Annotated in this window: 22 protein-coding genes; 9 read left to right on the top strand and 13 right to left on the bottom strand. The window is 49.7% G+C overall.

Annotation, left to right across the window (positions count from 1 at the left end; all coding sequences use genetic code 11):
• Positions 1-17 precede the first annotated feature (17 nt).
• Entirely contained in the window at positions 18-710 is a 693-nt protein-coding gene (locus ACFO4U_RS00805; protein WP_196430389.1) for an ABC transporter ATP-binding protein, read from the top strand.
• Positions 703-3,927, top strand: a complete 3,225-nt coding sequence (locus ACFO4U_RS00800; RefSeq protein WP_215244130.1) for an ABC transporter permease — start codon at positions 703-705, stop codon at positions 3,925-3,927. The genes ACFO4U_RS00805 and ACFO4U_RS00800 overlap by 8 nt, the downstream gene beginning before the upstream one ends.
• A gap of 40 nt (positions 3,928-3,967) precedes the next feature.
• Here the strand turns inward: ACFO4U_RS00800 and ACFO4U_RS00795 are convergent, their stop codons facing one another.
• The 7 genes from ACFO4U_RS00795 to zapA form a co-directional block, all read right to left on the bottom strand.
• Positions 3,968-4,432, bottom strand: a complete 465-nt coding sequence (locus ACFO4U_RS00795; RefSeq protein WP_211781530.1) for a hypothetical protein — start codon at positions 4,430-4,432, stop codon at positions 3,968-3,970.
• A 33-nt stretch (positions 4,433-4,465) separates the two neighbouring features.
• Entirely contained in the window at positions 4,466-5,299 is an 834-nt protein-coding gene (locus ACFO4U_RS00790) for an EcsC family protein (protein ID WP_215244131.1), read from the bottom strand.
• Between the two features lie 255 nt (positions 5,300-5,554).
• A complete protein-coding gene (locus ACFO4U_RS00785; RefSeq protein WP_031421322.1) occupies positions 5,555-5,965 on the bottom strand; it encodes a DUF350 domain-containing protein in 411 nt (136 codons plus the stop codon).
• A gap of 12 nt (positions 5,966-5,977) precedes the next feature.
• The gene (locus tag ACFO4U_RS00780) at positions 5,978-8,332 is read right to left on the bottom strand and encodes an endonuclease MutS2 (protein ID WP_215244132.1); all 2,355 of its coding nucleotides are present in this window, start codon (positions 8,330-8,332) and stop codon (positions 5,978-5,980) included.
• Between the two features lie 15 nt (positions 8,333-8,347).
• A complete protein-coding gene (gene polX, locus ACFO4U_RS00775; protein ID WP_215244133.1) occupies positions 8,348-10,042 on the bottom strand; it encodes a DNA polymerase/3'-5' exonuclease PolX in 1,695 nt (564 codons plus the stop codon).
• Positions 10,043-10,109: 67 nt separating this feature from the next.
• Positions 10,110-10,646 carry a CvpA family protein gene (locus ACFO4U_RS00770; protein WP_031421319.1) on the bottom strand — a complete coding sequence of 179 codons (537 nt, stop codon included), beginning with the start codon at positions 10,644-10,646 and terminating at the stop codon, positions 10,110-10,112.
• A gap of 8 nt (positions 10,647-10,654) precedes the next feature.
• The gene (gene zapA, locus ACFO4U_RS00765; protein ID WP_015881047.1) at positions 10,655-10,876 is read right to left on the bottom strand and encodes a cell division protein ZapA; all 222 of its coding nucleotides are present in this window, start codon (positions 10,874-10,876) and stop codon (positions 10,655-10,657) included.
• A 217-nt stretch (positions 10,877-11,093) separates the two neighbouring features.
• Here zapA and ACFO4U_RS00760 point away from each other — a divergent pair, with 217 nt between their 5' ends.
• The 3 genes from ACFO4U_RS00760 to ACFO4U_RS00750 all read left to right on the top strand — a co-directional run bounded on the left by ACFO4U_RS00760 (position 11,094) and on the right by ACFO4U_RS00750 (position 13,469).
• Positions 11,094-12,302: a dicarboxylate/amino acid:cation symporter gene (locus ACFO4U_RS00760; protein WP_015881046.1), complete on the top strand. Its 1,209-nt coding sequence runs from the start codon at positions 11,094-11,096 to the stop codon at positions 12,300-12,302.
• Between the two features lie 72 nt (positions 12,303-12,374).
• The gene (locus ACFO4U_RS00755) at positions 12,375-13,220 is read left to right on the top strand and encodes a GNAT family N-acetyltransferase (protein WP_215244134.1); all 846 of its coding nucleotides are present in this window, start codon (positions 12,375-12,377) and stop codon (positions 13,218-13,220) included.
• Between the two features lie 42 nt (positions 13,221-13,262).
• Complete coding sequence (locus ACFO4U_RS00750; protein WP_159561936.1) at positions 13,263-13,469, top strand: hypothetical protein; 207 nt, start codon at positions 13,263-13,265, stop codon at positions 13,467-13,469.
• A 31-nt stretch (positions 13,470-13,500) separates the two neighbouring features.
• Here the strand turns inward: ACFO4U_RS00750 and ACFO4U_RS00745 are convergent, their stop codons facing one another.
• Together ACFO4U_RS00745 and ACFO4U_RS00740 are read right to left on the bottom strand one after the other, a co-directional pair.
• Complete coding sequence (locus ACFO4U_RS00745; protein WP_196430379.1) at positions 13,501-14,796, bottom strand: murein hydrolase activator EnvC family protein; 1,296 nt, start codon at positions 14,794-14,796, stop codon at positions 13,501-13,503.
• A 294-nt stretch (positions 14,797-15,090) separates the two neighbouring features.
• Entirely contained in the window at positions 15,091-15,609 is a 519-nt protein-coding gene (locus tag ACFO4U_RS00740) for a VanZ family protein (RefSeq protein ID WP_214691190.1), read from the bottom strand.
• A gap of 158 nt (positions 15,610-15,767) precedes the next feature.
• Here ACFO4U_RS00740 and ACFO4U_RS00735 point away from each other — a divergent pair, with 158 nt between their 5' ends.
• Together ACFO4U_RS00735 and ACFO4U_RS00730 are read left to right on the top strand one after the other, a co-directional pair.
• Positions 15,768-16,244, top strand: a complete 477-nt coding sequence (locus ACFO4U_RS00735) for a glutathione peroxidase (protein ID WP_215244196.1) — start codon at positions 15,768-15,770, stop codon at positions 16,242-16,244.
• Positions 16,245-16,360: 116 nt separating this feature from the next.
• A complete protein-coding gene (locus ACFO4U_RS00730; RefSeq protein ID WP_251131859.1) occupies positions 16,361-17,440 on the top strand; it encodes a peptidyl-alpha-hydroxyglycine alpha-amidating lyase family protein in 1,080 nt (359 codons plus the stop codon).
• A gap of 43 nt (positions 17,441-17,483) precedes the next feature.
• Here the strand turns inward: ACFO4U_RS00730 and ACFO4U_RS00725 are convergent, their stop codons facing one another.
• Positions 17,484-18,398 carry a CAP domain-containing protein gene (locus tag ACFO4U_RS00725; protein WP_214737675.1) on the bottom strand — a complete coding sequence of 305 codons (915 nt, stop codon included), beginning with the start codon at positions 18,396-18,398 and terminating at the stop codon, positions 17,484-17,486.
• A gap of 13 nt (positions 18,399-18,411) precedes the next feature.
• Positions 18,412-18,864: a MarR family winged helix-turn-helix transcriptional regulator gene (locus tag ACFO4U_RS00720; protein WP_159561931.1), complete on the bottom strand. Its 453-nt coding sequence runs from the start codon at positions 18,862-18,864 to the stop codon at positions 18,412-18,414.
• 117 nt (positions 18,865-18,981) lie between these two features.
• Between ACFO4U_RS00720 and ACFO4U_RS00715 the strand changes: the two genes are divergently transcribed.
• Together ACFO4U_RS00715 and ACFO4U_RS00710 are read left to right on the top strand one after the other, a co-directional pair.
• Positions 18,982-19,395, top strand: coding sequence for an organic hydroperoxide resistance protein (locus tag ACFO4U_RS00715; protein ID WP_015881037.1), 414 nt, complete (start codon positions 18,982-18,984; stop codon positions 19,393-19,395).
• Between the two features lie 94 nt (positions 19,396-19,489).
• Positions 19,490-20,332, top strand: coding sequence for a metallophosphoesterase (locus tag ACFO4U_RS00710; protein ID WP_214782369.1), 843 nt, complete (start codon positions 19,490-19,492; stop codon positions 20,330-20,332).
• Between the two features lie 28 nt (positions 20,333-20,360).
• Here the strand turns inward: ACFO4U_RS00710 and ACFO4U_RS00705 are convergent, their stop codons facing one another.
• Positions 20,361-21,263 carry a cation diffusion facilitator family transporter gene (locus ACFO4U_RS00705; protein WP_214691194.1) on the bottom strand — a complete coding sequence of 301 codons (903 nt, stop codon included), beginning with the start codon at positions 21,261-21,263 and terminating at the stop codon, positions 20,361-20,363.
• Positions 21,264-21,375: 112 nt separating this feature from the next.
• The gene (locus ACFO4U_RS00700; RefSeq protein WP_215244136.1) at positions 21,376-22,140 is read right to left on the bottom strand and encodes a hypothetical protein; all 765 of its coding nucleotides are present in this window, start codon (positions 22,138-22,140) and stop codon (positions 21,376-21,378) included.

The raw sequence follows: 22,140 nt of genomic DNA, 5'->3' as shown, positions 1-22,140 counted from the left end.
AGGAGAGATTTAACGGTATGGCTTATCACTTCACATGCGAACATTTAACAAAACGCTTTGATACGGGTGACGTCAAAACGGTCGCCTTAAAAGACATCAACCTTCGCTTCGAACACGGAGATTTCATCTCCATCATCGGACCATCGGGGTCTGGGAAGTCGACGCTCCTCAGTCTGATCGGTACACTCGACCGCCCGACAGAGGGCACGTTGCTCTTCAACGACGAACCCATCTCGACGCTATCTGCGAAACAGCTCGCGGACTTCCGATTCGAGAATATCGGTTTCATCTTCCAACAGTTCCATCTCATCCCGACACTGACAGCACTTGAGAACGTCATGTCCCCGCTCTTCGGACGAAAAGTCGATTACGACGTTCACGAACGTGCGCTCGAATTATTGAAGGAAGTAGGTCTCGCTGACAAAGTCGATTCGTTGCCCTCCCAACTGTCCGGGGGTCAGCAACAACGTGTCGCCGTCGCCCGCGCCCTCATCCACCGTCCGAAATGGCTCCTCGCCGATGAGCCGACGGGGAACTTAGATACGCACACGGGTGACGTCATCTTCGACCTATTGATCCGCTTGAATCGCGAGAACGGATGTGGCGTCCTCTTCGTCACCCATGACCCGGAACTCGCCGATCGAGCCAACCGAAAAATCGAGATGCGCGACGGGCAGGTCGTCGCCATGAGCGACGTCCATCATGCTTAAGTTCATTTGGAATTCATGGTGGCGGAATAAAGAACGATTCATCCTGCTCATGGTCGGGATGCTCATCGTCAGTACCGGGCTCAGCTATCTTCTCGGCGTGACCCAGGCGAATAATGGGACAGTCGTCAACGAGCTGCAAAAACGTTGGGACTCGTCTTATCACATCGTCGTGCGTCCAGAAGGCAGCCGGAGTGTGACCGAGGACTTGAACCTGCTCGAACCGAACTATATGAGCGGACTCGAAGGCGGGATCACGCGCGAACAGTACGAAACGATTCAACAGATTGCTGACATTGATGTCGCGGCACCAATCGCCATGATTGGGTCGACTTATTCGAGCTCGTTCACGCAAACGCACACGTTTGATAAAGCGGGTCTCTATCGCCTTAAGATGAACACACTCATCGATACAGGCATTGAAAAAATCAATGACTTCCAAGACTTGAAAGCCTACTTTTGGGTCGGCTGGATGCCAAACGGTGATTCCACTCACATCGGCATCGGTCCGACCGCCCTATATGAAGAATTCCCACTCAGTTACGGAAGTGATGTCATGCTCGCGGGAATCGACCCGGTCGCCGAAGCGAAACTCGTCGGGTTAGACGATGCCGTACAAGCGACAGCGTTCAGTCGTTACTTCAATGAAGAGGATGTCCCAGAGCCTTACGATGAAGACATCACGACAATCCCGATTTTGATGAGTACAAAAGACTACGTCGATGCCTCGATCAACTACACCATCGAAGAAGTCGATGCCGATACGAGCGACCAAGAGGCGTTTATCAAAACCTATCTCGAGAAAGGGAAAGGGGAGTATCTAGATAGCTTGAAAGGCACGACAGTCGCCTCATACGACTTTACAGCCCAACAAATGCACGACAATATCACGAAACACATTTTAGAGGGAAAACCGCAGCCACAAGATCCTCGTCTCACCGTGGAATACACTTGGCTTTCCGAGAAGGCGTCACCTCTTGTCTATGAAGGCGTGACGAGCCCGTTCCCGAAACGTTGGCCGTATTCGTATCAAATCAAACCGTTCCTCGCTGAGGGTCAAGTGAAGTATGGTCAAGAAAGTATGTATCGTAAGTCCAATTTATACGCAGAAGACCTTAACGATGCACCGAAAGTAAAATATAACTACATCGGCTTATTCGACCCATCGAAACTGAAGTTGTCAAAAGATCCGTTGACGGAACTCCCGATGGAGACGTATTTCCCGGCAAGCGCCGAATGGGTCATGAACTCGAAGGATGAGCCGGTCAACCCACCGACGACTGTCAAACCGACGAATAACCCATATAGCTTCTTGACGAAACCACCGTCAATGTTGACGACACTCGACGCGGCGTTCGCCATCGCCGGTGACAAGGCCATCTCGGCCATTCGCGTCAACGTGAAAGGCGTGGACGTCTTGAACGAAGAAAGTGAAGCGAAGCTCCAAGCAGTCGCGAAGGAGATTGAAGACAAGACCGGTCTCATCACGGACGTCACGCTCGGTTCGTCTCCACAATACGCCGTCACCTATCTCCCTGGACTTAAAGGAGAAAGTTCGCTCGGTTGGATTCAGCAGCCATGGATTAAAATCGGGTCGTCAATCACGATTTTCCAGGAAGCGAAACTCGGCTTCTCCGGTGTCGTCGCGAGCGTCATCCTCGTCGCGATGCTATATGTATTCAGTTCGAACATCATCATGCTGTACGCACGGAAGAAAGAGTTCGCCATCCTCTTGTCACTCGGTTGGCGGCCGAGTCAGCTGTCGAAACTGTTATTCTTAGAAGCCACGATCCTCGGGTCGATGGTAGCGCTCATCTCGTGGATGATTCTCGGAACGTTCCTTTGGACGGCGGCTGGCTCGACATCGATCACCCGTATCTTATTAATTGGACTCGCCGGACTCTTGATATACTGGCTCGGGACACTCATCCCGATCCGGCTCGTCCGTCGCATCAAGCCATATGAGACGATGCAGTCCGGTGAAGTCTCAAAAGGACGACGTCTCGGCCGCTCTCGCTCAAGCGTCGGTATGAGCTTGAACCAACTCGTGACGTATTGGCCACGGACGTTGTTGTCGATTCTTGCCATCGCTTTACCGACGAGTCTGTTCGGCTTCTTCTTGTTCGTCACGTTCCGTCTCCAAGGCGTCTTGTACACGACGTGGATCGGGGAGTTCGTGGCACTAGAAGTCGGGACGATGCATTACGTTGCCATGGGGGTCGCCTTACTGATTGCGATGCTCACGACGACCGAAATCATGTGGCAAAACGTCTCCGAACGAAAACCGCAACTCGCCGTCTTGAAAGCGCTCGGTTGGCAGAACACGTCCATCCGTCGTCTCGTCTTGACGGAAGGTGCGCTAACCGGATTCTTCGCCGGACTACTCGGTGTGACGTTCACCATCGTTATCGTCACGATCATGTATCAACAGTTCCCGACGTCAGAGCTGCCATTCTTGTTTGCGACCATCTTCATCCCGGTCGTGACAGGTGTCTTAGGTGCACTGCTTCCGGCTGAACGTGCCGTACGCATCACGCCGGCTGAAGCGATTGGTGGGCATGTCGTCAACCAAAAGCAAGTCGAGAAACGATTCCGCTTCGTCCTCGGGACGACGGCGACGGCACTCGTTGTTGGGATCATCAGCTTGTTCGTCTTCACGTCACCAGAAGTCAAACCGGTCACGGAAGAGGCGAAAGCGACACCGGCCCCGACTGCGCAGACGACGGGTGCGAAACAGGCTGATTTAAAAGCTGATAAACCGAAAGAAGCAAAAGACACAACACCAAAAGAAGATGATCTTCAAAAAATCATGAACCTCGGCACGTTCCAAACGTTTATTGGAGATCCACAAATGAAGAAGCGTGAATTCCAAGTTGGACAACCCGTCTTCGCTTCACCGGATGGAACTGAATCGGAAGATGGTAAGCGATTCGTGAGTCTCCCGCTCTCCCTCTTCCATTCAGATGACGGTCAAGGTGGTTATATGGAATATCGTCCAAACGGATTCCGTATGTACACACCAGACGGGACAAAATATAGTCCAGTCGATCTGGTCAACCACAATAAGAAAGCGTTCAAGAACGGTTTTCGTTATTTCACAGGCGAGAAATCCGAAATTGATTTAGTCTTCCTCGTCCCAGAGAAAGAAAAGACGCTCGTCTTGTATGCGTCAAGTGACGCCATGCCGAAAGTGTATACCGTCAAAATTGACGTGCCGTAAACGAAACAACGTCGCCCCGGAGTCGAGGCGACGTTGTTTTTCATTCGGCTTCTTTCACGATTTCGACACGTACTCCTGTGTCCCCGACTTTTCCTAGGTTTTCTACGGTCGGGTCTTCATACGCCAACACATGAAACTCCTGCTCGATCGTACGGATGACATAATGCGCGAGCGCGCCACGGTTACGGTTCACCGGATGAATCGCCATCCGTTCACTGGCGAATGACATCAGGCGTGATGCGGACAGTTTTACAATCGGATGCTCGTTCCATAACCCATCTTCTTTCATTCCGTGCTCTTCTTGTGTCCCTAAAAAGACGGCGTACTGTTCGAAGCGAATTCGGATGCGGTCGCGCTCGGCATCCCATGTAAGGAGCATCGTCGGATTCGCCGCTCCATAAAACGTCCACTCTAACGGATAATACGCCTCATTCTTCATCTGAAACGATTCCATGTCGAGTACGTAGCGTTCGGTCGACATCAAGTAGTGTAAGTCTAGATTCATGAATGATCCCCTCCTAGAACATACAATATCTCCTTATATGACTTCCCCGTCATTACGTGATCCCTCATCAATTTCTACAAATTCTGCTTCGATGATTTCAAGATTTTCACGCTTGACTGCTTCCACACTTTCAATAAACTCTGCTTCCGTCATGTTGACTCCTTCTTCAAGCGCATGCATGAGACGATTGCCCATCTTCGTCATGGATGAGTACGTGATCCCTCCTGAAATGACACCACCTGCGAGTGGGATCATCTTCGAGATCCCTTTGGCGAACGTGTCTTTCGTCATCTTCACGCCAATCATCGCTGACATTTTCTTGATGATTGGATAATATACCGTTTTCATCAATGCTTTGTTCGGGATCTTTTTCAAAGCTTCTTTCGATAATTGTGCAGATAACGCTTTGATCGTAGCCGTCGCGCCACCCACTCCGAACATGACACCTAAAAAGAGAATCAATTCTCCATTCACCCGTTCGACATCTAGTTCCCCATCTTCCCAAAAATCATCGTATCCATACAAATACCCGATTTCTTGCGCCAAACGGAGGGCGAAACCGAAGAATTGTGCTGTATCGGCCGGAATCGTTGCAGCAAGACCGATGCCTCCAGGTAGCCCGGCTGCAAACGATGCACTCGAACTTTTCATCGTCTGATTGGTAATATTTCGCTTCGCTACTTTTTTGATGACTGAAAGAGGGACCTTTGCTTCAAGCGGTCCCTTCTCGACAACCTCTGCCAACTGAGTCGCTGGCACGTACTTACTGAAACTTTGGGCTAAAAATTCTTTTCGATCTACTTTCACTCCAGGCAATTTCACTGCATTCGTCATCAAGACTTCAAACACTTCTGACCCGTTCGCCATGACCTACACCTCAACCTTCTTATGTATCTCGTTCCATAATCTAGTTTTAGTATATCGATTTCCTCACACGAATTGTAAAAAAATTTCCTTTCACCCATATATTTTATATTCAAGGTCCCTGAAATCAAAAAAAGGGAGCATCCAAACGGATTCTCCCTCTCCCCTCAATAAAAGATATACCATAGTGCCGCTGCCACTAAGAACAGCCCGGCCCCGATGAACAAGATCTTTGCCAATCGTTCGTATACCATGTCTTCACCTCACCAATGCCGCGCCGACGACAAGGGAGACCCCAATCGACAGCAAGAATGCCAACAACCCGACGGCGATATTCCCTTGTTGAATCTCATCGTTCACCTTCAGCGTCGGTGTCAAAAATTCAAACAACCAGTATGTCGCAAGGAGCAAAATGAATCCGAAACCACCCCCGACGAAGATGTCGATTGTGCTATCATGATGGCTCTCGACGACCCGGAAGATGTTGGCGAGACCGACAATCTTCCCGCCTGTCGCCAAGGCGACGGCAATATTTCCTTTTTGAATCTCACGCCAATTGCTGTACGGCGTCGTCACCTCGAAGATGGCAAGACCGACGACAATCATCAGTCCCGCCATCGAATAGAGGCCGAACGACTCCAGCATAACGGCAAACGTAATCGTACCCATTCCCGACTCCCCTTACTTCAGTTCGACGACCGTGACACCGAGTCCACCTTCACCCATTCCTCCTGGGCGCTGGGTCTTCACGTGACGATGTCCTTTTAAAAATTCTTGTGTCGCCTGACGCATCGCTCCGGTACCTAATCCGTGGATGATGCGGACGTTATCATAGCCCGACACGAGTGCTTCATCGATATACTTGTCTAGACGCATGAGTCCCTCTTCGACACGAACGCCACGGAGGTCGAGCTCGGACTTCGTCGAGCTCTGACGTTTAAGCGAGCTGCCTTTCGACTGAAGCGACTTCTCTTTCGATGGACCGATCTTCTGAAGGTCGTCCGCTTTGACGTTCACTTTCATGATGCCAACTTGGACGTTATACTCATTGTCATTGATTTGTTTCACGATGTAGCCTTTTTGATTGAACGTCGTCACTTTCACTTCTTCGCCCTTACTGAACGTACGTTTCTGCTGGGCTTTTTGTTTCACTTTTTGGATCTTTTTCTCTTGAAGCGTCGGTTTTGCCGATTCGAGCTCTTTCTTCGCCGCGATAATCTCGTGCTCTTTGACGATTCCTTGCTCTCGGAGTTTCTTCAAGCGGTCGATGACTTCGTTCGCCTGACGCTTCGCCTGCTCGACGGCCTTCTCAGCTTTCGCCTCGGCCGCGCTGTACAAGTTGTCGCGCTCGCGCTCGAATTCGGTCATCTTCGCCTCAAACGCCGCCTGTTCTTCTTCGAAGTCATGGCGCTTGACGATGAGCTCTTGCTCGAGCTGCTCGGCGCGTTGTTTCGCTGCTTCAAGCTCATTGATCATCGATTCGACTGATTCTGCATCACTACCGACGTGGCTACGTGCCTTGTCGATGACTTGCTCAGACAGTCCAAGACGACGACTGATCTCGAAGGCGTTCGAGCGACCCGGTACGCCAATCAAGAGACGGTACGTCGGGCTGAGCGATTCGATATCAAACTCCATCGAGGCGTTCATGACACCTTCGCGGTTATAAGCGTATGCCTTCAGTTCCGAGTAGTGTGTCGTCGCAGCGACACGTGCCCCGCGGCGTTTCACTTCATCTAAGATGGCGATGGCAAGGGCAGCCCCTTCTTGTGGATCCGTCCCGGCACCGAGCTCATCGAAGAGGACGAGTGACATGAAGTCGATTTTGTCGAGCATGCCGACGATGTTTGTCATATGCGAGCTGAACGTCGAGAGACTCTGTTCAATCGATTGCTCATCCCCGATATCGGCATAGACCGCGTCAAACACGGAAAGCTCTGTCCCGAACTCTGCCGGCACGTAGAGACCTGATTGCACCATCAATTGAAGGAGTCCAATCGTCTTCAACGTGACGGTTTTCCCGCCGGTGTTTGGTCCGGTAATGACGAGTGACGTGTAGTCTTCCCCGAGCTCGACCGTGATCGGCACGACCTCATCTTTCGGGATGAACGGATGACGTGCCTGTTTCAATTTGATTTCTCGATTGTCGTTCAACTTCGGCTCGGTCGCTTTCATTTCTTGTCCGTAAGCGACTTTCGCAAAGATGAAGTCGAGTTCGGCCAACACGTCGAGGTTCGTCATGATGGCATCATGGACCCCACCGACCTCGTTCGAGAGGGCACTCAAAACCCGCTCGATCTCAGCACGTTCCTTCAAGCGAACTTCTTGAATCTCGTTGTTGATGGAGACGATGGCCTGCGGCTCAATGAAGAGTGTCTGACCGGAAGCTGACTGGTCATGGACGATTCCGCCGAACGCTTGACGGTACTCTTGTTTGACCGGTACAACATAGCGATCGTTCCGGATTGTGACGATGGCGTCCGAGAGCATCTTCGCATTGTTGCGGAGGATGTTGTCGATACGTGACCGGACACTCCCTTCAAAGCTCCGGAGCTGTGTCCGAAGTCCACGGAGTTGTGGACTCGCGGAATCTTGGACAGTCCCTTGGTCGTCAATCGCATGACGAATCGCCTGTTCGACCTCGATGAGCTTCGTCAACTTGTCCGCATACTCGTCAAGACGTGGAATGCGAATCTCTTCGTTATCCTCGTGAAGCTTCTCGAAGAAGTTCTTCACTTGGCGTCCGCCATACATGACGGCAGCGACGGCGAGCAATTCGCTCGTCGAGAGGACCGAGCCGATTGCGGCCCGTTTCACTTCCGCACGGACATCCGTAAGCCCACCGAGCGGCAGACGGTCACGGAGACGAACGACCTCGGTCGCCTCTTTCGTCACGTTCAAATTTGAGAGCACCCGGTCGTATGAGTAGTCAGGTTGCATCTTCAGCGCCAAATCTTTTCCGAGCGAGCTTGCCGCGTGACCGGCAAGCTGTTGGCGCAATTTTTCATATTCTAATACGCGTAACGCGTGGTCCATCTAGCATGTTCCTTTCTATCGCTTCGCCGCAAAGAACGCCTTGGCGTCTTCAAACGTGAAGCAGTTGATAATATCTGATGGTTCGAGATAGGCTTTCCGTGCGTGCAACACACCGAGGGACATGTCTTCCATCATATCTGGGTGGTGCGTATCCGTGTTGATCATCACTTTGACGCCCGCAGCCTTCGCTTTCTTCAGCGTGGAAGCTGTCAAGTCGAGGCGGTTCGGGTTGGCGTTCAACTCGAGCGCCGTCCCTGTCTCTTTGGCGAGTGCGATCAACTTGTCCTCGTCGATTGGATAGCCGTCCCGACGACCGATGAGTCGACCTGTCGGATGGGCAATCACGTTGACATACGGGGAACGACAGGCGTTCTCCAGACGAGCCATGATTTCGTCGACCGATTGGTCCATCTTCGAATGGATGGAAGCGACGACGTAGTCGAGCGTCTCTAGAAACTCGGGTTCATAGTCGAGTGTCCCGTCAGGACGGATGTCCATCTCGACGCCTCGCAACACGTTCATATCATGTGTCTTCGCGGCCTCGCGGATTTCTTCCCCTTGTGCCTCGAGTCGTTCCTCGGTCAAGCCATTGACGAACGTCAAATACTTCCCGTGGTCGGTGATGGCCATCCATTCATAGCCGCGCCCTTTCATCGCCACGACGATCTCATCGACGGTCAACTTCCCGTCCGACCAGACCGTGTGCATGTGCGCGTCAGCCTTGATATCATCGAGCGTGACGAGCTTCGATAAGTCGTGTTCGAACTCTGCATGCCCTTCCCGAAGTTCAGGCGGGATGAATGGGAGACCGTACCGTTCGAACAGTTCTTCTTCGGTTTCCGGTTGCCACAATCCATCTGCTGTCTCGACCCCATATTCGGAAATGGACTCTCCTTTTGCTTTCGCGAGTTGGCGCATGCGGACGTTGTGGTCTTTTGATCCCGTGAAATGGTGAAGCGTCGCAGCGAACGCGCCTGGCTCGACCATACGGAAATCGACCGATACCATCTCTTCACGTTCGAGGACGAGCGAGACTTTCGTCTCGCCTGCCGCAATCACTTCGTTGATGAACGGCAAAGCGAGCAGCTTCTCACGTAGCTCAATCGGCTCCTCGGTCGCGATGATGAAGTCAAGGTCTTTACACGTCTCTTCGGCACGGCGGAAGCTTCCTCCGACCGAATGACGCAAGACGAGCGTCTCCTTCTCTAACACCTCATTGATTTCTTCAACGATTGGTCGCATGACTGCATAAGCCAATCGTTCTGGACGTGATTCGAGGTTCTTCGCGGCGGCGAGTAATTTCTCCACACTCTTCGCCCCGAAACCGGGTAGTGATGCAGCCGTCCCGTCTTCGAGTACACGGATGAGCGACTCCAAGTCGACGACACCGATTTCACGGAGTTTAGCAAGTTTCTTCCCGCCGAGCCCTTGAATTTTCAAGAGCTTCATCAAACCGAACGGAATCTCTTCTTGCAGTGCTTCAAGTACTTCACTGCGTCCTGTGTCTCGATACTCTTCAAGGACTGCAGCCGTCCCTTTCCCGATTCCTGAGATGGACGTCAAGTCGTCGATGTCCTCGAGTTCAAGGTCCGTGTTCTCTAGCGCTGTCGCCGCCTTGCGGAACGCATTGATTTTAAACGGGTTCTCCCCTTTGATCTCCATATATTGCGCGATTTTTTCGAGCAACATCATCGCTTCTACTTTATTCATATGCTTCCCCCTCTTCACACAGAAAAGACCGAGACACAAGCACTAGCTTGCATTCCGGCCTGTCGTGTCACAACATCTTATTTGAAAACCAATCCGATAGATATGGCGTGTCTTGAATGATATATGTCGCTAGCGACGATTTGTCGACGGCGTTTTGAACGCTCGCCATCGGCACGAACGCGATCACCCAAAGGATGAAGAATGTGATGACATATGCCTCGAAGAATCCTAGGACAGCTCCGATCACACCTTTTAATTGGCGCAAAATTGGCAAGTCCGTCAAGAAGTCGAGCATCGCCAAGATGAGATGCAAGACGAGTTTCGTAATGAGGAACAAGACGACGAACCAAAAGACGTTATAAAATGTCATCTCAATCCCTGAAAGGGAATTGAGGTCCAACACGCCACCCGGGAGCGTTCCGTCGAGCTGAGACGGATACGGGATCCACAGCTTGAACGCTTCGGCTAACTCTTTATAGTACGTATTGGCGACGAGAAAACTGATGATGAGCGCGACCCAATGGCCGAGCTGTAGAATCGCGCCACGACGGAAGCCGTTGACGATTCCGATAAACAAGAAAAACAGTATAAGTAGCGTAACCATGGATTGATTTATTCTCCCATATTTCGTTTAGTTTTGACGTGGTCGCTCGCGATTTGAATCGCAGCCAAGACCGCTGCCTGACGAGCATCTAGATGAGGGGATTGTTCACGAATTTCGCGGATCTTACTGTCGACCAAAAAGCCTACTTCCCTCACATGGTCAGCGGGTTCTTCGCTTACGATCGTATAGTCTTGACCCGCAATGTGAATCGTTGTTCGTTGTAACTGCACGCGCACCCCTCCTTTACGTCTGTCAGAATTAATCATAACATCGTTTTTATATTAGGAAAAGGAGAAGCCCCTTCCCTTGATATGTACAACATTTTCTAATACCCTTCTAAACAGTTGTCAAACGTCTTTCTTTAGAAAAATTGTAAGAGAAGGTGGCAACATTCCGTAAAATGTGCGAAAATATCAACTATTCAAACAAACAGAAAGGGTGATTGATTTGAAATTACGTATTGGCCTCTTAGGTCGCATCATCATCGCGATCGCTTTCGGTATTTTACTCGGGAGCATCGTACCAGAAAGTCAGAACTGGATCGTTCGGACGTTCGTGACGTTCAACACGGTCTTCGGGCAGTTCTTAGGCTTCGCTATTCCATTGATTATTCTTGCTTTTATCATCCCGGGTATCGGGGAACTTGGAAAAGGAGCAGGAAAGCTGGTCGGACTCACAGCACTCATCGCTTACGCATCAACCATCATCGCCGGAACATTAGCATACTTTGCAACAAGCAACTTGTTCCCGCAAATTTTGACACGGTCGACGACAGGAGCCGAAAATCCAGAAGAAGCCTTGTTGAAAGGGTTCATGGAATTTGAGATTCCACCTGTATTCGGTGTCATGACCGCACTTATCTTAGCTTTCGTCATCGGAATCGGGATTGCCGCGATCGAAAGCAAACGGTCACTCGACCTCGCCATGGATTTCCGCGATATCATCGAACTCTTAATCAGTAAAGTCATTATTCCATTACTTCCAATCCACATCGCCGGAATTTTCATGAACATGACGTACGCTGGTCAAGTCGCTGAGATCCTATCAGTCTTCTCGCTCGTCTTCGTCACAATCATCGTCCTTCATTTGACGATGCTCATGATTCAATATTCAATCGCAGGTGGTCTCAACAAAGAGAATCCGTTCAAGTTGCTCAAGACGATGATGCCGGCTTACTTCACAGCCATCGGGACGCAATCATCGGCCGCGACGATTCCAGTCACGCTTCGCCAAGCAAAGTTGAACAACACGGACGAAGGTGTCGCGAACTTCGTCATCCCGCTCTCGGCAACGATCCACTTGTCAGGGTCGACGATCACACTCACATCGGTCGGTGTCGCGCTCATGTACTTGAATGGCATGCCGATGTCTTACGCCATCGTGCTTCCATTCATCCTTGCACTCGGTGTGACGATGATTGCAGCACCAGGTGTACCGGGTGGAGCCGTCATGGCATCGCTTGGATTGTTCGGCTCGATCCTCGGGTTCGACGCAACGATGCAAAGCTTGGTCATCGCGCTCTATTTGGCACAAGATAGCTTCGGGACAGCGACAAACGTCACGGGTGACGGTGCCATCGCGAAGATTATCCACTACTTCAAACACAACACAAAACTTCTCGACAACACGTCATCGAAACAAGAAGATATCGCATAATGAACGACTTATAAACGGGCAAGCCATCAGGTTTGTCCGTTTTTGTCTACATATAATAAAGGAGAGAACCATATGGAATGGATGGAATGGAAGAACCCTGATCACTTCTCAGACCGCGTCATGACGGCATTACTCGACGAGGAGGCAAAGAATAGCCTCATGATTGGCGTCTTGAATAACGTCAAACAAGGAATTTATGAAACGTTTCATCAGTTCACAGTCGAAGAGGACGGAGAGCTTCTCGCCATCCTCCAAGTGACACCACCGCATCCACTTCACTATATCGTCGTGAAGAAGGAGCGCTTGGACCTTCTCCCGTCTTTCATCATCCCCCACCTTTTGAAAGAAGAAGTCCCCTTCTCGGAAGTCGTATCGGAACGACAACAGGCGGAACGGTTTGCGACAGCGTGGCAAGAGATTACATCTGGGACGAGCGAGATGTTCATGTCCCAAGGTCTTTATCGCCTCGACAGCGTGGAAGACATCGACATGGCGACTGGGAGGATGCGAGAAGCGACGGTTGCCGATCAGGCGCAGCTTGAGGCTTGGTATAGTGCCTTCGAAGCCGAATCAGGTCTCCGTTCATCTCCACCAGAGAAAGTAACAAAAGCCGTACAGACGATGCTTGAAAGGGAAGAAGCTGTCTTTTGGGAAGTCGATGGACAGGTCGTCTCGTGTGCGAAACACGCACGTCAAACAGAGAACGGAATCACTGTTTCGTTCGTCTACACATCACCTAGTGCACGAGGAAAAGGGTATGCACGAAGTCTCGTCGCCGATCTCAGCCGACAGTTACTCGAGACAAAATCATTCTGCGTCCTCTACACTGACTTGACGAACCCGACGTCGAACAAAATCTATCGGGAAGTCGGTTACCAACAAATCATGGACTCTGCCTGGGTCCGACTCGCTAGATGAAACACATCGCCTCCCCTATACTAATAGAGGAGGCGATTTTTCATGAACAGATTATTCGGTTGGTGGCTACGTATCCCGCGACAAATCCGAGTGACCGCTTTGACACTTGTCACGCTCGCGATACTCGGCTATATGGTGTTCCTCGGGGGCCGGAGCATGCTCGATGACCCAAACTTCGATACGCTATGGCTCAGCGTCATCGGTGCCGCACTCTTGACGTTCATCGTCTATCAGGCAACAAAAAAGTGATCGACGCGTTCGTCGATCACTGTCTTTGTGTTTAGAAGAATGATGCTGGGTTAACTGTGCTTCCCGCGCTCGATGAAGAGTACGAATAGCCGCCACGGTGAATCTCGAAGTGAAGGTGTGAACCTGTCGAGTTCCCTGTGCTACCCATGCCGCCAAGGTTTTGTCCTTGTGACACGCGTTGACCCGCAGAAACTGATACCGAGCTCATGTGAGCGTATACCGTCGTCCATACTTGCCCGTTGATCACGTGTGCAATCATAACATGGTTTCCGTATGCGCCACCCCAACCTGCACGGAGGACCGTACCTGTTTGTGCTGCATAGATCGGTGTACCGACTGGACCTGCGATATCAAGACCGTTGTGGAACGAGTAGCCGTTCGCACCGCTTGCTGGACCCCACCCTTGTGAGAGGCGACCGCTTGCTGGACGTTGGAACATGCCACCGCTTGCTGGTGCAGACGCTACCGGTGCTGTTGAAGCACTTGAACCGCTATTCGAGCTTGAACCTTGTTGCTTTTTCGCCGCCGCAGCTGCTGCCGCTGCACGACGTGCTTCTTCTTCAGCACGACGTTGCGCTTCGATTTCTGATTGAATCGCTTGTTCTTGAGCTTTGAGCGTATCTTCCATCTCTTGAAGGCTCATGAGTTTCGATTCGAACTTCACTTTTTCAGCTTCAAGTTTCTTGATTTTCGCAGCGCGCTCTTTCATTTTTTGATCGAGCTCTTTCTGACGTTTTTCAAGTTCTTCTTTTTGCTTCACGAGTGAATCGCGCTCTGCTTTCAAATCAGCTTGCGCTTTCGCGAGTTTTTCTTTCGTTGCTTCGTATTCTTCGAAGATTTGTTGGTCGTTCTCTTGGATCGTACCAGCTGTGATCATGCGTGTGATCAAATCACCGAAGTCTTTAGAACCGAAGATGAACTCAGCCCAGTTGACTGACGAGCCACCGTTCTTTTGCATCGTCGCCATACGATCTTTCATAAGATCTTCTTGTGCTTTCATTTTCGCTTCGTACTTTTTAATTTGTGCTTGAAGCTTTTTAATCTTTTCTTCAGTTGCACGAATCTCAGCTTTTTTCTGAGCGACATCGTTGATGACGTCTTGGAGTTCAGCATCTAACTTGTTGATCTCTTGTTGCTCTTTGCTGATGGCTTGCTCACGTGATTGAATCGAAGAGTTTGCTTTCGACTGTTCACTGCTATTCTTTTGTCGTTGTTCTTGTACTTTCTTCTGCTTCTCTGTAAGTGAGGCTGCATAAGTCGGTGACGTTCCGCCGATCAAGAGTGCGCCTAGAGTGACTGTTGCTGCAAATTTCTTCAAGTTACCCAATGTGCTTCCCTCCGCTGATTCCCGTGTAGTTTTTATCTATAGTCGTGCAATTATTTTTTATAAGATAAGTCGCGACATTTCGTTCGCTCTGTGACTCATTATAGCAATCTAAACCAAAAGTTATTTTACACTTATATTTCATTCGTATGACATTGACCTAATTTAGGTTTTATCCTTTAAAAAACGTGGGTATAGACAATATTTTGTTTGGTTCGTTGTCACAAAATAGTTTTAAAAAGAAAAAAAGCACTTCAAGAAAGCGCTTTTCACATAGTAACCCATTCATTTTTTTGACTACCTTAAGGCAACATAACCGGTCCGTTTGCTATTTTTCCGTTTCGAACGAAGTAATAACAACCCACCGAATAAGATGACACCTGCGGCAGCACCTGTACTATCCAAAAGGACATCTTCTAACAGCGCGGTCCGTTCAGGAGTCAAACTCTGATGATACTCATCAAAAATCGCCACCGTGTTCGCAAGTGCCCAGGCGAAGAGTAAGTTCAGTCCCGCATGAAGATTCGTTCGCGAGATGGCCTTCACGAATAATGCACCGAGAACGAGGAACGTGACGACATGTGCCGTCTTCCGCATAAAGAACTCAATCAATCCTGTCGTCCCCAACGTATCGAGCGAGATTTCCTTTCCTGCATAGTCGAACTGCACGTTCGCTAGCGTTGGTTCGATCCAGCTCCAATTGAATCGCTCGAGTGGCGAAACGATAGACTGGTCCGAGTAAGGCGTCGCACTTGATAAAAAGAGTCCGATTAAAATAAGCGCAATCCATATAAATTCATTTTTTAAAAATCGCATAACACCGTTCCTTTCTACAACGTTTTTCATTATACGGATTCTTTCTTCGGAATGATGTAACAGCGACATCATGATTTCATAACAATTTGATTGCACGCAACGCGTTCAAGTTCGAGTCTGCCTCCTTCTCTTGGTATACTACAAAAAAAGGGGGAATTATCATGATTTATGATTTTGAAGCAGTAGACATGAAAGGACAATTACAACCGTTAGCTACATATAGAGGCGACGTCTTACTCATCGTCAACACGGCGAGCAAATGTGAATTCACACCGCAGCTCGAAGGCCTCGAGTCACTTTACAACACCTATAAAGGACAGGGCCTACAAATCTTAGGTTTCCCGTGCAACCAGTTTGGTCATCAAGACCCGGGCTCCAATGAAGAAATTCAAGAGTTCTGTCAACTGAATTACGGGGTATCGTTCCCGATGTTCGCGAAAGTCGACGTGAACGGCAAGGATGCCCACCCACTCTTCACCTATCTCTCAAAAGAAGCGCCCGGGCTTCTCGGGTCGAAGGCGATCAAATGGAACTTCACGAAGTTCTTAGTCGATCGTGATGGAAACGTCATCGAGCGCTTTTCGCCACAGACGACACCGGCTGAAATTGAGGATGCGGTGAAGAAACTGATTTGACCTCATCCTGAAGGCGTAGATTGATTTCTCTCTACGGTCTAATTGGCGTTTACACTTAAGCCATCTATCATATTCTATGCACAGTAAATCGTGAAGGAGTGTCACACTTGTATAGAATGAAAAAAAGAATAGTGCTGGGAGTCAGCGTACTCCTCGCACTTTCAGTAACTCTTGTATGGCTTGCCCAAGGAAGAACGGACCCCATTTTCAAAGATGAATATGATGAAAAAGCCAAAAGTTCTCGATATACATCTAGTTGGGTTTGGCCCGAGAAGGACAGTGTCTCACATCGTGGAGGAGAAGGTAGCGGTGTCTCTACCTCCCCTTCAGGATATGTCTATTACTTACACCGCGGAGATGGAAGCTATGCGAATGAAGAATTAATCACGACCCCTACAATCACAGTGTTTGATCCAAACACAAACGAGATTGTCGATGAATTTGGGGACAACCTGTTTCAATCTCCTCACGGGATCGAAGTGGACGCTCAAAACAACATTTGGGTAACGGATATCATGTTGAATAAAGTTTTCAAGCTGGATGAACGTGGCAATGTTCTCGCTACGTTTGGGGACGATTATCGCCTCGGCACTGAGACAAGCTTACGGATTCGAAATGAACTGCCTAACTTCCCTGTCCCGATGAATGAATATACTTTCGCACGGCCAACTGATGTGACCGTAATGGAAGATGGTTCATTCATTGTGGCTGATGGATACCGAAATCATCGTATTGTAAAATTCAATCGTGATGGGAACATCCAATGGGAAGTTAATGCTTATGGTTCTTCCGATGGTGAGTTTAACTTGCCTCACGGAATCACTCACAATCAGTCAGGGAACATATATGTGGCTGACCGAAATAATGCTCGCATTCAAGTGTTTGACCAGGATGGACAACACCTTTCCACATGGGATGACACCGAAATCGGAAGACCTTACGGAATCGATGCAGGGAACGATGGCAACATCTATCTTGTCGATGGTGGCGATTATCTGAACGGGGAACGTGAAACTCCTAACAGTCAAATTGTCGTTTTAAGTCCGAAGGGAGAAGTCATTGAACGATTTGGTTCTTGGGGGAACAAGATGGGTCAATTGCGCATCCCCCACGATCTCACTGTACAAGAGGACGGAACAATTTTTGTCGCCGAACTACTAAACGAACGACTTCAAAAATTCACAATCACTGAATAAAGCAAACGAAAGAACGCGCTAAATTCGTCATTAGCGCGTTCTTTTAACGTGGTGTGATGAAATTAATTGTATAGAAAGGACTACCGTCGTCGTTGTAAGCGAGCCCGACGGCAGCATGGGTGAAGCGCGGCTGCATGATGTTCTCACGATGCCCTTTCGAGTTCATGAGTCCCCAATGCGCATGGAACACGCTCATCTGTCCCATGGCCAAGTTTTCGCCGGCCATCGAATACGAAAGTCCCGCTTCGTCCATTCGATCGAACGGGTCTTGTCCTTCTGGGTCCGTATGGCTGAAGAAGTCGTTCTCCGCCATGTTCTGACTATGCGCCCGTACGACCGGATAGAGCGGTTCATAGTCGGCTAAAGCGTTCAATTCAAACTTTTCACGGTCCCAGTTCATGAGGATGCGCATCAACTGCTCATTGGCGACCGTTCCCTCTTTCGACAAATCACCATAGTACCCCTCACTCGCCTCTTCGACACGGCGGTCGACCGACAAGATCCCTTTCAGGAGGTCATCATCATGCTGGTCAAAAAAGAAAGTGACATACTGACCATCGATTGCAAAAACGGAAAACGATGGATCGTCCGGAATCAAGTATCGATTCAATCCTTTATTATACGAAGTCACCGCCTCGAAGCCGATGTCCTCGACTTGATCACGGGTCGTTTCATTCAGTACGAGACCTCGATACGTGCTGCCTGTCTCGAACTGATAGAATCCTTTTTTCGCACCGTCCTCATCAATCAGTTCAAGTCCGCGGTCACCGCCACGTTCGACCAAATACCAGTCATGCCCGGCATACTGACTTGCGAACTTTGGCGCGTCTGTCGCTCGTTCGGTCGCCACCTCAGACTCAACCTGAATGCTCGTCGGGGCAGAGACGTTCGGCATCTCATATTGCCAAGCCATATAAAGTCCAATCCCCATCAAGAGGATGATCAATTTTCGAAACATGGCTCCTCCTTCCTTACTGCTCGCGCTGACGCTCCCCGAAATCGTGTAGTCTCGTCTTGATATCGGTAAGCATCTCCATGTATGCGACATACGTCGCTTCGTCTATATTCAGCATACCACTTACTTGTAGCGGTACATTCGCCGCCTGCTCACGCAACGCGCTACCGCTTTCGGTCAAACGAACGATGATTTTTCGTTCGTCGTCCGTCGCACGACTTTTCTCCACATAGCCGATTTGGATGAGCCGTTTGACGAGCGGCGACAATGTCCCAGAGTCGAGGGTCAACCGCGATCCGAGTTGTCGCAAATCGATTCCATCCTCTTCCCATAAGACAAGCATCACGAGATATTGACTATACGTCAGGTTTAGCGGTGCTAAAATTGGGCGATATAACCGGGTAAGCTCTTTTGAGGCGGTATACAATTGAAAACAGATTTGATGTTCTAACTTTAACGATTGGTCCATACTTAATCCTCCCTACTCTTCTTTAGCCAAGCATATCACTTGCGAAACTTTTTGACTGCTCTATAATTTAAATTGTGCACAACTTAATTGTTAAAAACGAAATGGAGGAATTCAATCATGAAATCACTATTCACAGCATCAGCAACAGCAATCGGTGGCCGCGAAGGTCACGTGAAATCAACTGACGGCGTCATCGACATGAACGTCTCGATGCCTGGCGCGAAACACGTCGACGGTGCGACAAACCCAGAACAACTTTTCGCAGCTGGCTATGCGGCTTGCTTCGGTAGTGCCCTCAACCTCATCATCGGAAAAGAACGTGTGAAGACAGACGGTTCAAGCGTCACAGGTCACGTCACATTAAACCAAAACGATGAAGGTTTCTTCATTTCAGTTGAACTTGAAGTCGAAATCAAAGGTGTTGACCAAGCAACAGCAGAACGTCTCGTTGAAGAAGCACACCAAGTGTGCCCTTATTCAAAAGCGACGCGCGGCAATGTCGACGTCAAATTGACAGCGAAAGCAGCATAATCTTCCATCCCGCTCGTAGGAGCGGGATTTTTTTTGCTTAACCCTGCCTATCGGAGTAAGATTAAAGACACGATTAAGGAAGGAGGGAGCACTGATGAAGAAACATAAATCGACTCTTCTTTTTGTTGCACTCGGCATTTTGTTGTTCACGGCGACGTACAATGGGTTGACCGTCCGGACGTATGACGTGACGTCCGATAAACTGTCAGCAGATGAGTCACTCCGCATCGTGCTCCTCTCCGACTTACACAGCGCCTCATACGGTTATAAACAGTCGATTTTGATCGACCAGGTTCGTGCACAGAAACCGGACCTCATCGCTTTACCGGGCGATTTACTCGACCGATATCGTTCACCTGAACCCGCCTTCGAACTAATCGAAGGGCTTGAAGGGATTGCGCCGATGTATTTCGTGACCGGCAACCATGAAATCGATGGATCGGATGACTATGTCCGTCACAATGTGAAAGACGTGTTTCGCTCATACGGTGTCAACGTTCTCGAAGACGAATGGGAGACGGTCACCATCAATGGAATCGACCTCGTCATCGGCGGGCTAGAAGATCCTCTTCGTGGGTTCAGAGAAAATATTTATACGGATTGGGATGCGGAGTCGACTGCGGCGATGCAGGACATCGCCCCCGATGAGACGTTCAAGGTACTTCTTTCGCACCGTGCCGAACAAGTCGATACGTATGCTAAACTTCCATTCGACCTCGTCTTGTCCGGACATGCTCATGGCGGGCAAGTGAGAATCCCTTATTTGATGAACGGATTATTCGCACCTGACCAAGGATTCTTTCCTGAATACGCCGGCGGACTCTATGAGCATGAGACGTTCACCCATGTGATTGGACGGGGATTCAATTACAGCTTCAACATTCCACGTATTTACAATCCACCAGAGATTGTCGTGATCGATGTGAACGGAAAATAACGGACACTCAAGCGAGTGTCCGTTTTTCTTACCAGATGATTCGTTCTTCACAACATTGTCGTTCCCGTTCAATCTGGACCGTCGAACGTTCGAACGTCCCGTATTTCCGGATTCGTTCCGTCACTTGTCTCAAGACGTCTTGATCATCCGTCTCTTCTCCAATTAAAACGTGACAAGTAGCCGCATGTTCGCTCGACGAGATGGACCAGACATGCAAGTCGTGCACTTCTTTCACCCCGTCAACTTTAGCAATCTCTTCTTGCATCGCCCGGACGTCAATCTGTTCCGGCGACCCTTCCATCAAGATATGAATGGCGTCACGCGTCACACGATAACCACTGATTAAAATCAAAATCGCAACAAAGGCGCTCGCGACCGGGTCCGCCCACGTCCATCCGAACAACATGATGAGGATTGCTGCCGTGATGGCTCCGACCGAGCCGAGCAAATCTCCGAATACGTGCAACAACGCACTCTTCACGTTCAAATTATCTTTCTCCCCGCGCATTAAAATCCAGGCGGCAAGGATGTTGACGAGTAGCCCGATGATGGCGACGACAAGCATCCCACCACTTAGAATTTCTGGTGGCGCGCTGATTCGTTGGTATGCCTCGACAAGAATATAGACCGAGATGACGAGTAGTGTCAGCCCGTTAATAAATGCCGCTAAAATCTCGAAACGTCGATACCCGAACGTCCGGTTCGGTGTCGCCGCTTTCGCCCCAAATCGGACAGCGAGAAAACTGAGTCCTAACGCAGCCGCATCTCCTAGCATATGACCCGCATCCGATAATAGCGCCAAACTGTTCGTCCATAGTCCGCCGATCACTTCGACGACCATGAACGCCGCAATCAAGAGAAAGGCGAGTAAGAGCGCCCGCTGATTCGTCGAATGATGGTGATGGTGGTCGTGATCATGATGATGTCCCATAACTGACTCCTCCTTCTACTGTTTATCTTATTCCATTTTAACCAAACATTCAAACGTTCATTTGAATGAAAAACAATAAAAAAAACGGGAGAATGAACTCTCCCGCTTTGTCTCATTTTTGCTCCAGTCGGACACGCATGACGCCGCTATAAGGGAACAGTTTCAATTGGACCGTCTCACCCTCGAACCAAATTCCGGTCGCTTGTTCGCGAGTCGGTTGTACGTCTGGTGTCGCGATGGCTTGCTTGTCCCAATCCACGGCCCGTACTTTTTGGTCCCGGACCATGAGGAAGAATCCATCATAGAAATGATACTCGTTCACTTGGTCACGTTGAACGGCAGAAGGACTGCCAAGCTCCGCACGGACGGTTTCGAGATCTTTCCCAATCCAGTCGAGGACGGACTCCGAAGCGTTCGGGACGACTTGTTGCCAAGCGGCAATCACCTCGTCATCCGATAAAGCTGTCGCCTCTGTCGTCACACTCTCTTCCGTTACCCAGCCCGTCAATCGCTCGTTCAACTGCACTTTCACAAATCCACTTACCGTCTCCAACCGTTCAAATCGATCACCCAAGTCGGCTTCATAAACGACCGTGACCCGGTCATCCGCGTATACTTTCGTATACGGTTGCCCGATATAAATCTTATCTGCTGATTCCGTCTCAGCATCAGCATCAGCCGGTTGTTCCGACTCGGAGTCAACCATTTCCGTGGCAATCTCATCAGATTCCGGTAAAGCCGAGTCCTGTTTCTTGTCAATCAGTGCCGCGAACGCGATGATCCCGACCAAGGCGAGCATTAATGCCAATGCCGTCGTTATACGGAACACGCGTTTACGCTTCCGCGTCGTCGCACGCGACAATCTTCCTCCATTCAT

This window comes from Exiguobacterium profundum (genome assembly GCF_042652865.1).
Lineage (GTDB): Bacteria > Bacillota > Bacilli > Exiguobacteriales > Exiguobacteriaceae > Exiguobacterium > Exiguobacterium profundum.
This window is presented reverse-complemented; position numbering and strand designations above follow the sequence as displayed.

Excerpts from the sequence above, each read along its gene's own strand:
- ACFO4U_RS00805 (WP_196430389.1), top strand. The coding sequence starts at position 18 with ATGGCTTATCACTTCACATGCGAACATTTAACAAAACGCTTTGATACG.
- ACFO4U_RS00800 (WP_215244130.1), top strand. The coding sequence starts at position 703 with ATGCTTAAGTTCATTTGGAATTCATGGTGGCGGAATAAAGAACGATTC.
- ACFO4U_RS00795 (WP_211781530.1), bottom strand. The coding sequence starts at position 4,432 with ATGAATCTAGACTTACACTACTTGATGTCGACCGAACGCTACGTACTC.
- ACFO4U_RS00790 (WP_215244131.1), bottom strand. The coding sequence starts at position 5,299 with ATGGCGAACGGGTCAGAAGTGTTTGAAGTCTTGATGACGAATGCAGTG.
- ACFO4U_RS00785 (WP_031421322.1), bottom strand. The coding sequence starts at position 5,965 with ATGGGTACGATTACGTTTGCCGTTATGCTGGAGTCGTTCGGCCTCTAT.
- ACFO4U_RS00780 (WP_215244132.1), bottom strand. The coding sequence starts at position 8,332 with ATGGACCACGCGTTACGCGTATTAGAATATGAAAAATTGCGCCAACAG.
- polX (WP_215244133.1), bottom strand. The coding sequence starts at position 10,042 with ATGAATAAAGTAGAAGCGATGATGTTGCTCGAAAAAATCGCGCAATAT.
- ACFO4U_RS00770 (WP_031421319.1), bottom strand. The coding sequence starts at position 10,646 with ATGGTTACGCTACTTATACTGTTTTTCTTGTTTATCGGAATCGTCAAC.
- ACFO4U_RS00755 (WP_215244134.1), top strand. The coding sequence starts at position 12,375 with ATGGAATGGATGGAATGGAAGAACCCTGATCACTTCTCAGACCGCGTC.
- ACFO4U_RS00750 (WP_159561936.1), top strand. The coding sequence starts at position 13,263 with ATGAACAGATTATTCGGTTGGTGGCTACGTATCCCGCGACAAATCCGA.
- ACFO4U_RS00740 (WP_214691190.1), bottom strand. The coding sequence starts at position 15,609 with ATGCGATTTTTAAAAAATGAATTTATATGGATTGCGCTTATTTTAATC.
- ACFO4U_RS00730 (WP_251131859.1), top strand. The coding sequence starts at position 16,361 with ATGAAAAAAAGAATAGTGCTGGGAGTCAGCGTACTCCTCGCACTTTCA.
- ACFO4U_RS00725 (WP_214737675.1), bottom strand. The coding sequence starts at position 18,398 with ATGTTTCGAAAATTGATCATCCTCTTGATGGGGATTGGACTTTATATG.
- ACFO4U_RS00720 (WP_159561931.1), bottom strand. The coding sequence starts at position 18,864 with ATGGACCAATCGTTAAAGTTAGAACATCAAATCTGTTTTCAATTGTAT.
- ACFO4U_RS00715 (WP_015881037.1), top strand. The coding sequence starts at position 18,982 with ATGAAATCACTATTCACAGCATCAGCAACAGCAATCGGTGGCCGCGAA.
- ACFO4U_RS00710 (WP_214782369.1), top strand. The coding sequence starts at position 19,490 with ATGAAGAAACATAAATCGACTCTTCTTTTTGTTGCACTCGGCATTTTG.
- ACFO4U_RS00705 (WP_214691194.1), bottom strand. The coding sequence starts at position 21,263 with ATGGGACATCATCATGATCACGACCACCATCACCATCATTCGACGAAT.
- ACFO4U_RS00700 (WP_215244136.1), bottom strand. The coding sequence starts at position 22,140 with ATGAATGGAGGAAGATTGTCGCGTGCGACGACGCGGAAGCGTAAACGC.